Source organism: Zooshikella ganghwensis DSM 15267 (genome assembly GCF_000428585.1).
GTDB lineage: Bacteria > Pseudomonadota > Gammaproteobacteria > Pseudomonadales > Zooshikellaceae > Zooshikella > Zooshikella ganghwensis.
Genome location: NZ_AUAF01000019.1, coordinates 1 through 15,320 on the forward strand (window position 1 = coordinate 1; position 15,320 = coordinate 15,320).

The 15,320-nt window shown below is 38.0% G+C and carries 11 protein-coding genes and 1 tRNA gene; 5 read left to right on the top strand and 7 right to left on the bottom strand.

The window, feature by feature from the left end; all coding sequences use genetic code 11:
- Positions 1-1,589: 1,589 nt before the first annotated feature.
- The 3 genes from nrdD to F607_RS0106510 all read left to right on the top strand — a co-directional run bounded on the left by nrdD (position 1,590) and on the right by F607_RS0106510 (position 5,897).
- Positions 1,590-3,710 (top strand): anaerobic ribonucleoside-triphosphate reductase, encoded by a 2,121-nt coding sequence (nrdD, locus tag F607_RS0106500; protein WP_027707441.1) that lies wholly within the window; start codon positions 1,590-1,592, stop codon positions 3,708-3,710.
- 21 nt (positions 3,711-3,731) lie between these two features.
- Complete coding sequence (gene nrdG / locus F607_RS0106505; protein WP_027707442.1) at positions 3,732-4,232, top strand: anaerobic ribonucleoside-triphosphate reductase-activating protein; 501 nt, start codon at positions 3,732-3,734, stop codon at positions 4,230-4,232.
- A 507-nt stretch (positions 4,233-4,739) separates the two neighbouring features.
- Positions 4,740-5,897: a type IV pilus assembly protein FimV gene (locus F607_RS0106510; protein ID WP_027707443.1), complete on the top strand. Its 1,158-nt coding sequence runs from the start codon at positions 4,740-4,742 to the stop codon at positions 5,895-5,897.
- A gap of 646 nt (positions 5,898-6,543) precedes the next feature.
- Here the strand turns inward: F607_RS0106510 and F607_RS28430 are convergent.
- Together F607_RS28430 and F607_RS0106525 are read right to left on the bottom strand one after the other, a co-directional pair.
- A complete protein-coding gene (locus tag F607_RS28430) occupies positions 6,544-6,795 on the bottom strand; it encodes a hypothetical protein (protein WP_038290369.1) in 252 nt (83 codons plus the stop codon).
- Positions 6,796-6,831: 36 nt separating this feature from the next.
- Positions 6,832-7,569 (bottom strand): flagellar brake protein, encoded by a 738-nt coding sequence (locus F607_RS0106525; protein WP_027707446.1) that lies wholly within the window; start codon positions 7,567-7,569, stop codon positions 6,832-6,834.
- A gap of 592 nt (positions 7,570-8,161) precedes the next feature.
- Here F607_RS0106525 and F607_RS28435 point away from each other — a divergent pair.
- Together F607_RS28435 and F607_RS0106535 are read left to right on the top strand one after the other, a co-directional pair.
- Complete coding sequence (locus F607_RS28435; RefSeq protein WP_051311008.1) at positions 8,162-9,118, top strand: GGDEF domain-containing response regulator; 957 nt, start codon at positions 8,162-8,164, stop codon at positions 9,116-9,118.
- Positions 9,119-9,546: 428 nt separating this feature from the next.
- Positions 9,547-9,622, top strand: a tRNA-Thr gene (locus F607_RS0106535).
- A 39-nt stretch (positions 9,623-9,661) separates the two neighbouring features.
- Here F607_RS0106535 and F607_RS0106540 read toward each other — a convergent pair.
- From F607_RS0106540 to F607_RS0106560, 5 genes are all read right to left on the bottom strand, one after another.
- Positions 9,662-10,216, bottom strand: a complete 555-nt coding sequence (locus F607_RS0106540) for a hypothetical protein (protein ID WP_027707447.1) — start codon at positions 10,214-10,216, stop codon at positions 9,662-9,664.
- Positions 10,217-10,751: 535 nt separating this feature from the next.
- Positions 10,752-11,222, bottom strand: coding sequence for a C40 family peptidase (locus tag F607_RS0106545; RefSeq protein WP_169719770.1), 471 nt, complete (start codon positions 11,220-11,222; stop codon positions 10,752-10,754).
- A 581-nt stretch (positions 11,223-11,803) separates the two neighbouring features.
- Positions 11,804-12,196 carry a glycine cleavage system protein GcvH gene (gene gcvH, locus F607_RS0106550; protein WP_027707449.1) on the bottom strand — a complete coding sequence of 131 codons (393 nt, stop codon included), beginning with the start codon at positions 12,194-12,196 and terminating at the stop codon, positions 11,804-11,806.
- 125 nt (positions 12,197-12,321) lie between these two features.
- The gene (locus tag F607_RS28445) at positions 12,322-13,974 is read right to left on the bottom strand and encodes an ABC transporter permease (protein ID WP_051311012.1); all 1,653 of its coding nucleotides are present in this window, start codon (positions 13,972-13,974) and stop codon (positions 12,322-12,324) included.
- A 216-nt stretch (positions 13,975-14,190) separates the two neighbouring features.
- Positions 14,191-15,222 carry an extracellular solute-binding protein gene (locus F607_RS0106560; protein WP_027707450.1) on the bottom strand — a complete coding sequence of 344 codons (1,032 nt, stop codon included), beginning with the start codon at positions 15,220-15,222 and terminating at the stop codon, positions 14,191-14,193.
- Between the last annotated feature and the right edge of the window lie 98 nt (positions 15,223-15,320).

The following is a 15,320-nucleotide window of genomic DNA, read 5'->3' on the forward strand; positions in this document are numbered from 1 at the left end:
CAGCGTACTAAACAGACAGAGAACTGAGTAAGAAGACATTAGCGGTATGGCTTGTACGTTATTTACTGCAGCACACGATTGCAGAGGGGGTACACTTAATTTACCCAAATAGACGTGCATAATACATCTTTGGTTGTATTATATGCTACCCCCTAGGAATCCATATAGAGCCAAAAAGTTTATGAACAGTTAGCGCCTGATGTCTGTGTACCTTATGCAACCCGTAGGTCGCTCGGCGAAATCTCAAGAGACCTCCCAGCAGGTTATCTTGACAGGGTTAAGCAGTTTAACGAATAGACAATATTATATGTCATTAATTAGATGCTATATCCATAACAAAGGGTATATGTATCTAATTAATGTCACTTCGATTCACTATACATTAATCAATCCTTAGTTTTTCTTCAAAGTGTATTCAATAACATATATTATTTCATAGCATACCCACTCGGCTTTGGCCATTATTGAATACACATGACGGCTAAAAATAAGCTATTAGAAACAACGGGTTAGAATTAATTCATATCATGGTTTTCATTAGACATGAGTTAATTCAGGTTATAACCACTAACAGTATTGCTTTACCTGCAATGCCTTAGCTTCTAAATGGCCAAAGTCGAGACCCACTAATGCTGTTATACTACAGGTGCTTATGAGCTATGAAGTTTTAGATACTATTGCAGACTTATATATCCCTCTTTTGGCTTGTATACTCTTTTGCACTCTTATTCTTTCAGTAAACAAACATAGCAAAGAGGTAAAAGTACTTAAAAAAGTTGTTTTTTACTTCATAGCTCTAACTATTACTTCCTATGGAGTCATGTTCTTAGATAATACTTTTAAAATATGGCCCCATCTCATGCTCGACTACAGTACCCATACCGCCGTATCATTCACCTTAGTTTTATCTTTATATCAACTATTTCCTCAACGCTGGCTACTCTTATTGTTAAGTTTCATCTTATATTTGGCACTAATGGTGTATCAACAGTATCATAGTATTGCAGATATACTCACAACACTGCTTCCTATTGGACTGTTAGCCGCTATTTTTCATAAGTCAATTTTCACAAAGACATAATTAACTCACACGTAATAATATACACTATGCAGAGTATTTACGCGGTTATGCCCCTTGCCTTGCCTTCCCCCCCCCCCGACAAATCACTGTATATCTTGTTTTTTATATACACTTCAATATCTGTATACAATCATAATTTCTATCAACATATGCATCATCACTTCCAATAGACCATAACCTTCGATTAACGACACTCGCTTTGCTTTAAAAAGCACAACCTGTATATATTTTGTACACAGAAGAATTACACTGACTTAAGTCAACGTATTCAGCTCGCAAATTTCCCTCATTGATATACCATATTTAGTAGTTAGTCATACCAAAGTTACAACATCTTGTAGTACATCAAAACGCCGCTACCGACTAGGGTAGTAGCGATGTTTGTGTTAAGTACGCTAGAGAGTGTTCAGTTTCTGTACTGAAGAGCAAACTTACTGGTTAAAAAACACCCAATTAAGCAGCTTGTTAAATTAAACACCGTTATTGAAAAAAGTTGTGAGGAAAGCAAGTGAAGCCCATTGTTATCAAGCGTGATGGCTGTCGTGTACCATTTGATTGTCAGCGCATTAAAGAGGCAATCTTACGTGCTTGTGTTGCAGTAAACTGTAAAGATGATGCTTATGCTGAGTGGGTTGCCAAAAATGTTAGCCAACAACTGAACACGCTTGATGAAGTTGATATTCAAGATATTCAAAATGCAGTTGAAAACCAACTTATGCAAGGTCCTTATAAAGGCTTAGCTCGTGCATACATTGAATATCGTCATGATCGCGATATGATGCGTGAACGTACTAGCCGGCTCAATATAGAAATTCGAGGACTCATTGAGCAAACCAATGCTGCTATTCTCAATGAGAATGCAAATAAAGACAGTAAAGTTATTCCCACCCAACGAGACTTACTGGCGGGTATAGTTGCCAAACACTACGCTTTACAACATATGTTACCTAAACCCATCGCTCAGGCTCATACTGACGGTGATATTCACTATCATGATCTTGACTACGCACCATTCTTTCCCATGTTCAACTGTATGCTTATCGACTTGAAAGGTATGCTGACGCATGGTTTTAAAATGGGCAATGCAGAAATTGAAACACCCAAATCGATTTCCACAGCAACAGCGGTAACAGCGCAAATTATCGCTCAGGTAGCCAGCCACATATACGGTGGAACCACTATTAACCGTATTGATGAGATCCTTGCACCTTATGTCAAAGCCAGCTATATCAAACATCGGGAAGTGGCATTGGAGTGGGATATCAAAGATCCTGATGCTTTTGCGAAAGCTCGCACCGAAAAAGAGTGCTTTGATGCCTTTCAGTCGCTGGAGTATGAAGTCAATACCCTCCATACCGCGAACGGACAAACACCCTTTGTAACCTTTGGTTTTGGACTGGGAACTTCATGGGAAGCTCGACTTATTCAGCAGTCTATTCTCAAAAATCGAATTGCCGGACTTGGTAAAAATAAAAAAACGGCGGTGTTCCCCAAACTTGTTTTTGCTATTAAAACAGGCGTCAATCAACAAAACGGCGATCCAAACTACGATATAAAACAACTGGCTCTAGAGTGTGCCGCGAAACGAATGTACCCGGATATACTTAACTATGAACAAGTTGAACAGGTTACAGGGTCATTCAAAACGCCTATGGGTTGCCGCAGCTTTTTAAGTGCTTATGCTGAAAATGGTGAATTAATCCATGATGGACGGAATAATTTAGGTGTCGTTAGCCTAAATTTGCCACGCATTGCTCTTCAAGCAAAAGGCAACGAAGCAACATTTTTCAAACTACTAGAACAAAGACTGCGCTTAGCGCGTAAGGCACTGGATACTCGTATTGCACGCCTGGAAAATGTCAAAGCCCGAATTGCCCCCATACTCTATATGGAAGGTGCTTGTGGTGTCCGCTTGAAAGCAGACGACAGTATTGCAGATATTTTCAAAAATGGTCGCGCTTCAATCTCATTGGGCTATATAGGTTTACATGAAACCGTCAATGCACTTTATGGCACCGATCAGCATGTATTCGACAACAAGACTTTACAGGACAAAGCAATAGCTATCATACAACGACTGCGTAATGCTGTTGATACCTGGAAAGCCGAGACAGGATACGGCTTCAGTCTCTACAGTACGCCAAGTGAAAACCTGTGCCACCGTTTTTGTAAGCTCGATACAATGACATTTGGTGTGGTTGCTGGTGTCACTGATAAAGGCTACTACACCAATAGCTTCCACCTAGATGTAGAGAAAAAGGTCAATCCTTATGACAAGATTGACTTTGAAATGGCATATCCAGCCATCGCCAACGGGGGATTCATTTGCTATGGAGAATTTCCCAATATGCAACGCAATGTAGAAGCTCTGGAAGGTGTCTGGGACTACAGCTATAGCCGTGTTCCTTACTATGGCACTAATACGCCAATTGATGAATGCTACAGCTGTGGTTTTATGGGCGAGTTTTCTTGTACAAGTAAAGGCTTTGTATGTCCTCAATGTGGTAATCGTGATCCAGAAAAAGTATCTGTCATTCGTCGAGTTTGTGGTTATTTAGGCAGCCCTGATGCACGCCCTTTTAATGATGGCAAACAAGAAGAAGTTAAACGCCGTGTTAAACATTTATAAGTAGCAGCGCTTTCCATTGCCATGAATTACCATAAATACTTTTCTGTAGATGTTGTCAACGGGCCTGGTACCCGTTGCACACTATTTGTGTCAGGTTGTGAACATCGCTGTGAAGGCTGTTACAACAAGGCAACCTGGCATCCAAACTCAGGAGATAAGTTTACTGAAGCACTACAGACTCAAATTATTAAAGATCTAAAAGACACTCGTATCAAACGACGCGGCCTCTCCTTATCAGGAGGCGATCCACTCTACCCCTCTAACCTTAAAACAATCCTTCATCTGGTTAAGACCGTTAAACAGGAATGTCCAGATAAAGATATTTGGCTATGGACAGGCTATACACTTGAAAATTTTAGTGAGCAACAGCAACAAATTCTTCCTTTTATCGACGTACTTATTGATGGCAAATTTGAAATAGAACATGCTAACCCTACGCTGACATGGCGTGGTAGCGCTAATCAAATGATTTACCAAATCGATAAACATGGAAATAGTCAAAAATTAATACTGGACCATTAGCTACTGAGTAAAGGTTTCTGCTTTTAATTCTAACGTTGTAAAAAACAGTTATTAAACAACCTTCGCCCAAATTCCGCATAACGTTAATCGAACACGCCTCAAGCCCATCAAAAACCATTTTTTATTCGTAGTCACCTTATTTATTAAACAACCTTCATTAAAGTTCACCTTATCTCGGCTTTGGCCATTATTGAATACACATGACGGCTAAAAATAAGCTATTAGAAACAACGGGTTAGAATTAATTCATATCATGGTTTTCATTAGACATGAGTTAATTCAGGTTATAACCACTAACAGTATTGCTTTACCTGCAATGCCTTAGCTTCTAAATGGCCAAAGTCGAGCTTATATAAAACCGCTTTAATTTATTGATTACTCATTTTATCACTATAAATATATTTACAATTTTTAATCAAGAGGCTTATTTATGTGACTTATTAGCTATAATAAAGTTGTTATAGCTAAAATCAAAATAACTGGCTTGTTTATAAAGAGAAATATACTATGAGGTTCCCACAAGCATTAATTATTACTTCTTTCGGTTTTGTTCTTTCAGGCTCTGTACTCGCGCTTGGATTGGGAAAGTTAGAGGTTAAATCTTCTTATGGTGAACCATTAAATGCTCAACTGGAGCTCATAGAAATAGGTGATTTAACAGAAAATGAAATAATCGCTAAATTTGCAAGCTCTGATGACATGAACAAGCTAGGTTCAAATCAACAGATTTTTTATACTCGTTATAATTTTGATGTAACGATTAACCCAGATCAAACTGGATTTATTAAAATAACAACAGATAGACCCATTAAAGAACCCTCTATTGATTTATTTGTTTCTCTCATTTGGCCTAGTGGTAAAATGGTTAGAAAGTACGAGGTAACAACAGAACTACCCGCCTTTGTACATAAATATCAGAGACGTTACGACACTTTAGTTGCTAAACAAACACAACCACCTATTACACAGCCTCTACCTCAGAAGATACGTCATGTCAACCCTCCCAGTTACCAACCTTCAAGCCCTGATCACTATTATGTGAGCGAGAATGATACACTTATGGAAATAGCGGCACAAATGAGGCCTTCTACAGCAGTCTCTCTTCAACAAACCATGGTAGCCATATATAAACAAAACCCTCATGCATTCATTAATAATAATTTAAATCTATTAAGGAAAAATGTTGACATAAAAATCCCAAGCACAAATGAAATTTCTAATATACCTTACGCAGAGGCCATTACCCAAATTAGTAAACATCATAACCAGTGGCAAAACTTTCAAGGGACTGGCACTGAAGTCGCGTCCACTGACAGCCCACCCACCACAACAAAAAGCAACTATATCAAACCTAAAAGTATTAAGCCTAAAAACAAAGAAACAGATAAAGCCAGGTTAAAAATAGTTACTCAGGAATCTAAAGTGTCATCTCAACAGGAGTCTGCTAAAAAAACTACTGCAATGTCTACTGTAGAATTTAACAAATTACAAAATCAACTTACTTCTGATAGAAGTGAGCTAGCAGCAATTAGTGAAAATAACAAAAAGTCATTTGCTAAACTTAAAGACCTTGAGCGCAGAATTCAGTCTTTGAAACGAAGAATAAAAGATAAGGATAATAGAATCTCTCAAATACAAAGTGAGCTAGATGAATCAAACCAATAACCTGGGCTAAAAAACTGGTACTATGATATACAAAAAAGAAGGGTATAAACTACCCTTCATAAGCCTGAAGTATATTATTCACCAAACCATGCAGTATTAATAAGCTAGATACCTCAAAAAATATGATGCAACTCCAGCACATTTAAGTTTTTGTGCTAAACTCCTTATGTGTAGATTTTTACCTTTAATAACAAGGTGAAAAACAATGGACCTGTACTACATCTTTACATTTATATGTCTCTTATTACTTACAACGCTAATTGCCATACCTCTTTTCCCTAAAGAGATCTTAATTTTTCACTTTCTACATAGCAATTGCAGGAAGAAAGTTGAATTGCTAGTAATAGCAAAACAGCTTACAGAAAAACTTGCAACCATAAAAGACAAATCATCCCAAAAATTAAAGCTAACGAGCTGCATCAAACCTGTGATATATGGAATAATATTACAAACCACAATATTTTCACATAATAATTATGAAGCACGAGATAGTTAATTTAACCTTGCTCGCTATATTCATAGTATACAGTGGTCACATTATTTATAACCTATCATATTTATTACAAACAGTTGTTTTTTTAAAGCGCCAGCAAAGCACACTAAACTTTCTTGAACAGCTTAAAAAGAAAGAAAACTCAGGAAAGGACTAACGTTTTGAGTTAATCGATGCTGTCGCAATAAGACAAATTACAATACCCACAAAGATCAAAAACAAAGTACTTTTTAAGCCAATCCAAATAGCAAGTGTCAACTCACTCGCAGCAAAGTTATAAAGAATACCTATTAGTATACCTAGTGGTATAGCAAAAACTAGAAGTGAAATCCCAATAATCAGCATCCAAGCTAGAATGCTATTTTTCCTAAGTCTACTGTATATTCCCTTATCATAGCCACTCATTCAGATGTCCTTAATATATAAGCCTAAATCATATCTTTAATTATTATTTAATTCCCTCCTGCGCTGTTCTCTTTGTATTTTAAAAATGAATTGATCTAATTTCTTTTGTACTTTAGATGACAGCTCTATTAATCTACCACCTACTAATGTATAAGTAATAGGCTTTCGATAACACTTCGCATGACTCACGAGAATACGGCACTTAATACTTGTTCCATCTGGCAATGTAAACATACAATTGTTTACGATAACATCCTGGCGTATTCCTTCAGGAATGGGACCCGCAAACTTTATTTGTACTCCTTTTGTTGATAAATCCAGTATTCTCCCATTCACAACCTTAGTACCAAATCCGCTTAATACTACTTTTAAGTACTCAGACTGTGAAATACTTACTCTGTAGTCTGAGCGTCTTTGTGAGTGCTGTAATGTCTCTGGTAACTCAAGCTTTAAAGCTGGCATATCTTCAAATGACTCGATAGACATTAATGTTGTAACAAAGTGAGTTTTATGACCTCGCTCAGAACAATCCACTCTCACTTTACAGCCATCATTAATAAAGCCCTCAGGAACAGGAGGATATAAATCATCAATCAATAAAAACTCCTCCTGAGGATCTACCATCAATATCATACTTCTAAATATATGATCATCATCATTAATTTGAATATTGATAAAGCTATGATCTCGGCATAACTTACTCAGAACATGAAAAGAAACCGAGTCCTTCTCTTTCTCTGCTGACTGTTTAAACCACCTCAACATACTAAACATGAACACTACCTTTGAACATCAAGGTTTTTTGTTATGAATCTCAAATGATTTATTTACCAATGAAGCACATGGAGTTTAATTAATATGTGACTGCGATGGCTTCATTAGTTGACTGCCCAACTAGCACCTTTAAAGCAACTATACCCTTCACGAATGATTTCTAGGTTTTGTTATCTTCTCTCCTCCCCCCAATCACCTATTAATATAGGCTCATGGGGCTTCGTCACTCGATGGCCGCACCTAAAAACCATTCGTATTGGGTGGTTGCTATCGCTCGTCTTGACTGACCAGACCAGTACTGCTGTGAGCCCTCAATTTTTGGTATAGCACTACTATTTAACAATATTGCAATATAATGTTTATTCAACTTATCTCACTGGCTATGACTTAAAAACATTAACGTTATATAACTCAGGTTAGACTAAACAGTTTCCGCATAAAAATTTAAATAATTTTATTGTGTTATATAAATAAAATGCTTATCACAAAAAGAAATATATGTTTCATTTTATTTTTTTACTTAGCATCATTCATAAACGTATATAATTATAAGACATACTTTGTCATAAGATTAACGAATCAAGGTTAACACTTGAATATACTTATTGCTGATGATACGCCTTCAATAAGGATTTTTCTGCAAAAAGTTGTTCGTGATACAGGACATACAGTTCATGCTGTATGTGATGGTCATGAAGCACTGTCTTATATGAAGAACCATGATATTGATATGATTTTCATGGATATTCAAATGCCAGACCTCAACGGTATTGAAACGGCTAAAATCATTCGAGAACAACAATCAGAGTGGATGCCTATTATTTTTATCAGTGCAACAGAAAATGACAGAGAGTTTGCAGAAGCGTTGAGTGCCGGTGGTGATGGTATTTTAACAAAACCATTAAAACCAATTTTAGTTCATGCACAAATACGCGCTATGCAAAGAATTGTAGATATACAACGTAAACTTCATATGATGAATAGTCAGTTACAAAGCTTAAGCAAAACTGATGTATTAACAGGGATTGCTAACCGTAGTGGATTCTATGAAGTTTCTGAAAGAGAGCTAAAACGATGCCGAAGAGAGCATAAGGCTTTGAGCATCTTGATGATTGATGTTGACTTCTTTAAGCAATACAACGACAACTACGGCCATTTGGAAGGCGATCACTGTCTTGTAACAATTGCGCAAGCATTGAAGAACACGCTTAAACGTCCATTGGATTATATATGCCGATTTGGCGGAGAAGAGTTTGTAGTGTTATTACCGATGACCGACCTGGAAGGTGCACGTCAGATCGCCCAACAGCTTAGACAAGCTGTTCAAAGCCTAGAAATCCCACACAAAGCAAGTACTGTTAGTCCTTTTGTATCAATCAGCATTGGGGCTGCGTCAAACCAAGACCATATCAATACCTTCACCATAAATGACTTATTAACTAAAGCCGATGCGGCACTCTATACAGCTAAAGAACGGGGAAGAAATCAGATTGTGGCCATATCACCAAATAAGTACGGTCAATTTCCTACAAGTTCAGTCCAAATCTAGCTTATGCCATAGGTTCGTCTATTTGCCATAATGAAACTGTCAGCTTTATATCTATTAAAGTAAGCAGTGCTGAAACTTAGCACTATATGCGGATGGGACGTGCATGTAAACAGAGGGAAAGCAGACGATTTTAAATAAGCTGTGTTAAAAGAAAAGAATGATAGCACTGAAAACAATTAACGTGTTTGATATTCAGCAATAAGTTTTTTTGAAAAAGCATCCTTTAGCAAGAAAAAACCTTTAGTTACCTCATTTTTAAATTAAATACTTATACAACTCTAGCGAACCCATGACCATGGGTTCGCTACTTTTTTGCTTCGAGCATTGGTTTTCCTATCACGTTCCACTAAAGTCTAATGAGCAACCTTCAAACAACAACAGCCTATTGACATCTCTACTTAACCGATCTAACATCTGCAACCTCGATTGCCGGTATAGCTCAGTTGGTAGAGCAACTGACTTGTAATCAGTAGGTCCTGGGTTCGACTCCTAGTGCCGGCACCAATCGTTTCTTCCTTCTAGTTGGTTAAATTTAGCTAACCATTAAAGGCCTGGCTTGTTTTTGCCCATCAATTCAAAACTTCTGCTACCAACAAAGCTCATCTCAGTCCACTTAACTACGCCTACACTTTCAGCAAACCATATATCGCTTACTCCTGCATCATAGCATCCACCAGTTAATTTTAAGTGTGTGACATTATCAAATGTACCGGCTTTAGTAGTTAGCTGACCATATTTTTCATAGATAATGGTTTTGTCTGCACAGAAAAATTTAACATCACTTGAATAACCAACTCCAGCTGAAAAATCAGTCATTAAACTTACTTTTTGGTCATACTCATTCCAAACATAAATCTGACCTTCATTACTAACTTTCAGCCACTGCTTGCCTAGCCCTGCAAACTGGTTAAATTTATACCAACCATTATTTTCATTCATTATTTTACTTTGAACGACGTCATGACTATTTTCGGCGTTGACATAAGTCAAACTATCTCCAACATTCATCCTGAAAAATTGATCTGCGCAACCTATGGCTGGAACCATGCCGATAAGCATAACACCAATTAGTTTTTTGCTGAGTTTTAAAGTTTTCATGGCTACATCTCCTTATGTAGTATGTTTTAGTGCTTTTTTTGCTAATTTAATTTTTTATTTTTCCCTGCGATTAATGCTTTAAAATCAACTGGGGTTTAAATTCTCTTTATGCTTTTATAATAGGCCAGGTTATTAAATAATAAAACCGAAAATTAGTAAGTAATTGTGCGTATTTATATTTTTGACATAATTAAATGAATACTAAATGCGGTGCACTATCTGCCTTCAAAGTACCTCTTAGTTTTTTTGATCGATATCAATAAAGAAAATCACTCTGTTTAAATCAAATCCGTATTATTTTTTACTGAAAGCTCAATAGATTCCAGAAAAAAATAGAATAACTAAGTGACTAACCAGTTATTTTAATAGTTTACTCAGCCCAAAACCATCACTCCTACCGTCCTTGGTAGATTTATGACAGGCTATAAAAAATCTTAATTATTGATCGCACAAACAAGGAAGGAAACGACAAATAGGTATGATTAATTTTCACTGTTAAGGACAGAAAAAACAGGTTAGGTATTTTCCTAAATAACTAGTTAGTTAATACGCGATTCACGCGGTAAAGTCGCTTTGACCAATACTTACTTTTAACAGTTGAAATGGTGACACCTTTACGAGTAGAAACATGTAAAAACTTACTTTCTCCCATAAAAATGCCAACATGGCTGACTTTTCTGCCATTATGAAAAAAAACGAGATCACCATACTGTGCCTGACTATACGGCACACGCTTTCCTACTTTTATTTGACTCCTGGAAGACCGAGGTAATTTTATACCAAATAACGTCTGATAGGTCTGTTGAATAAAGGCTGAGCAGTCAATGCCTTTTTTGCTTTTACCACCAAAGCGATAAGGTGTTCCCTGCCAGCTTTGATAGTGGCTATTTAATAATGCCTTAATTTCATTTTGACTCGATAAGTCTTCTTCCTGAGTGAAGATAACACAGCCTGTGACTTGCAAGGTGGCAATAATTACGACTAACTTAATTAACCGAAACACCATAGGCAACGACTCCACATGTTGCATAATTTAAAAGGGTGCTTTGCTTTCTAATCTCTTCATTATCGCGTTGAACTAGAGATTACACACAAAGAAAACAACTGATGGTGCAAATCAAACAACCAAACTTCGTATAAACGGCTACTTTTGCTGTGGCATGTTTCTGTTGTTGGAAACATAAGCAGAAATTCAAGCAAAAATTACACCAATACTAATGCACTTCTTTTTGACAGAGTAAGTAGTTAATAGTTGCCTTTGAAGAGAAAATACAGCAGGAGATATTGAAAACAGTCACTCTTTTATTGATCACCAAACCCTGAACTTTATAAAGAACATCAATAAAGAAACTGTTTGCAGTCACTGTTGGAGGGAGGCCAAAGGGCCATAAGAGAAGGAAGTGAAAGTAGATTAGTCAAAAAATTACTAACGCAGCAAAATCTTTCTGTGCAGGTAATGCCTACTTGCCTGGATGACCTTCAGACAGCAAAACATACACCAGTAATTGAAATCAAATCACACAATGAGCAGTACAACTGCTCATTTTGATTAAAAGTAGCACACTGTTGATTTAGTGTATCAAACCCTTATTCATCAGCCTCGCATAGCTCACGATATGCATCGGCATCAAGCAGTTCATCAACTTCGACTTGATCTTTAACTTTTATTTTAAATAACCAGCCATCTCCATAAGGATCTGAGTTTACAAGTTCAGGTGCTTCTTCCAGATCTTCATTGATAGCAACGACATCACCAGAAAGTGGTGCAAACATATCAGAAGCCGCTTTGACCGACTCAATTGTACCTACTTCATCACCTGCACTAATGGTTGCATCAACATCAGGCAACTCAATAAATACAACATCACCTAGCAATTCCTGAGCATGGTCAGTAATACCAACCACAGCAGTGTTATCATCCTCAAGGCGCACCCATTCATGGGTTGATACGTAGCGCAACTCTGCAGGTATGTTGCTCATTATTATTGTCCTCTCAAAAGCTGAGTTCAAGGAGGTAAAACTGTCGTCTTAACCATAAACAACAGTCGCCATAACTTCAACCAAAAATCTCATGGTAAGTTCTAACGCATATGCTTTATGACTCTTCAGGTATTTTTCTCATTTATTTTTGAGATCGGCCTACTTTCATTACGATAACGAGACTTCCTCATCAAAATAAACACGGGAATAAGTCCAGCCAATACTAACGTCAAAGCTGGCAGTGCAGCCCGCTGCCATTCTCCCTCAGATGTCATTTCATATATTCGCACCGCAAGTGTATCCCATCCAAAGGGACGCATTAATAGTGTCGCAGGCATTTCTTTCATGACATCTACAAACACTAAAATACCAGCCGTTAGTAAACCAGGTGCCAACATCGGAATATATACTCTTCGAACAACAGCCAGCCCACTCACACCTAAACTTCTCGCAGCTTCATGCAAGCTGACGCGAATACTTTGCAAACCCGCATCAATAGGTCCAAAAGCAACCGCAATAAAGCGAATAATATAAGCTAATAACAACGCAAGAAAGCTACCTAATAGTAATTGCCTTGGTGCTACACCAAGCCATTCCTGTAGAGGAACAATAAGGTGATTATCAACCTGGCTGAAAGCAAACATAATACCCACAGCCAGCACAGAGCCAGGAAGTGCATATCCCAAATTTGCCGCCATGATGGCTTTTTTAAGCCAATGATCCTGGTAAAGCCGTTTAGCAAAACTCAGTAATAAAGCCACACAAACAACGGCTAAACCTGCTGCACTTGCTAATAACAAAGAGTGCCCCACTAACCCTGCAAAACGGCCATCAATATCTTGTGCACCTTGTTTTACCACCCATACCAGAAGTTGAACTACTGGCAAAATAAAAGCAAGCCCTAAGACACTCGCAGCATAAGCAAATGCTACATATCGCTGTATACCATTTAATTTATAAGGCTTGTGCTGCTTTGAGCGCTGTCGCAATGCATATTGTGCATTTCCCCTACCTCTTTGTTCTAACCAAAATGCCATACACACAAACAGCATTAATAATGTAGCTAGTTGAGCGGCGGCGTGCAGGTTAAAAAAACCATACCAGGCTTTATAAATAGCAGTTGTAAACGTGTCGTAATTAAAGGTTGCGACAGCACCAAAGTCCGCTAAAGTTTCCATAAGTGCAAGCCCTACCCCTGCCGCTATTCCTGGTCTAGCAATGGGTAACGCAACCCGCCAAAAAGCCTGTAACGGTGTTAGCCCTAAGATTCTGGCGGCATCCATGGCCCCACGCCCTTGAGTAATAAAAGCACTCCGTGCCAACATATAAACATAAGGATAAAAAACCAACACCAAAACCAATATCACACCACCAGTGCTACGAATTGAGGGGAAAAAACGACTTGTACCAAACCACTCTCTTATTACTGTTTGTAAAGGTCCACTAAATTCAAAAAATCCTAGGTACACGAAAGCTAATACATAAGCTGGAATGGCAAAAGGTAACATTAGTGCCCAATCAAAAAACTTTCGTCCAGGAAACTCACACATCGTCGTTAGCCAAGCTAAACTAACGCCAATGATCATCACACCAAAACCAACGCCAACAAGTAGCACCAGTGTATTAGCAAGCAAGCGCCCTAACTGGGTTTCTATAAGATGCAACCAGATGTCAGTTTGAAAGTCATGCCAGCTCAGAATCAACACTAGCAGTGGCATAAGTACAATGCCTGCGGTTGTAAATGATAGGCGACGAAGTAATGGGGGATGCTTTATCACAACGAGCTTACTTTCCTGATTAAATTACCCACAATAATAAATTAAGTGGCTGTAAGTGTTGTATACCCAAAACGAAGGACTTCAAACCCTAAAAATGATTCGTGATGGATATATAAAGGGCTATGAGCTTATATGAATATATAAAATGGGTGAAGTGTAGAAAGGAAAATTCAGAAACGCCTGCCAGTATGCAGGCGTTTTTTAAGAAATAACCCGTTAGTGATAACCTGCACGATCCATTAGTTTTATTGCATCTCCTTGTAATCGCCCTGCAGCCTCAACATTTAACTGATCATGCTTAAACTCACCCCAGCTAGCAACCAGTTTAGATGGTTTCACACTTTGATTTGCAGGGTATTCCATATTGGCATTGGCAAAAATTTGCTGAGCCTCTGGTTTGCTTAACCACTCTAAAAAGGCAATAGCTTCAGCTTTGTGTTTTGCGTACTTGGTAATACCTGCACCGGAAATATTGACATGAGTTCCAGATGTTTTTTGGTTGGCCCAAAATAGTTTAAGCTTCAGGTTAGGCTTCTCTTTTAGTAAACGCCCAAAGTAATATGTATTTACCACAGTCACATCACACTGGCCTGCCTCTACAGCCTGTAATGCTAGTGTATCATTTGAAAAAACAGGCGCGGCTAAATTATTTACCCAACCCTTAACAATAGTTTCTGTCTTATCTTGGCCTAAACGCGCAATTAAAGTACCTACCAAAGATTGGTTATAGACTTTTTTAGCTGTGCGTAAACACAGTCGTCCATCCCACTTGCTTGAAGCCAAATCTTCGTAGGTAGATAGGGATTCCGGTTTTACTCGATCTGTCGCATAAACCATTGTTCGAGCACGCACAGATAAACCAAACCAGTTATTATTTGGATCTTTTAGGTGCTCAGGAATATTTTTACTCAAGGTTTCCGACTGTACTGGCTGCAACAATCCCTTTTGTTGTGCTTGCCATAAATTTCCGGCATCAACTGTTATAAACATGTCAGCAGGTGTCGTTTTTCCTTCAGCTTGCATTCTTGCAATTAAAGGGCCTTCAGCATCAGTCACATAGCTGATTTTGACACCCGTTTCTTTTGTATATTGATCAAATAAAGGCTTGATGAGATGTTCTTTACGCGATGAGTAAATAACCAGCTCGCCTTTATTTGCTGAGCTGCTGGCAAGACTCACATCGGTGATGGTCATTGTTGCAATAAAGAGGGAGGTTAGCGTCAATGAGAAAAATCGTTTTCGAGACATGTGTGGCTCCTTTAACCGTATATTGCTAATGATAATGATTGGCATTTATGCAAGCAACAGATACTCACACATCAAAAAAACGTCAACATGATACGCTA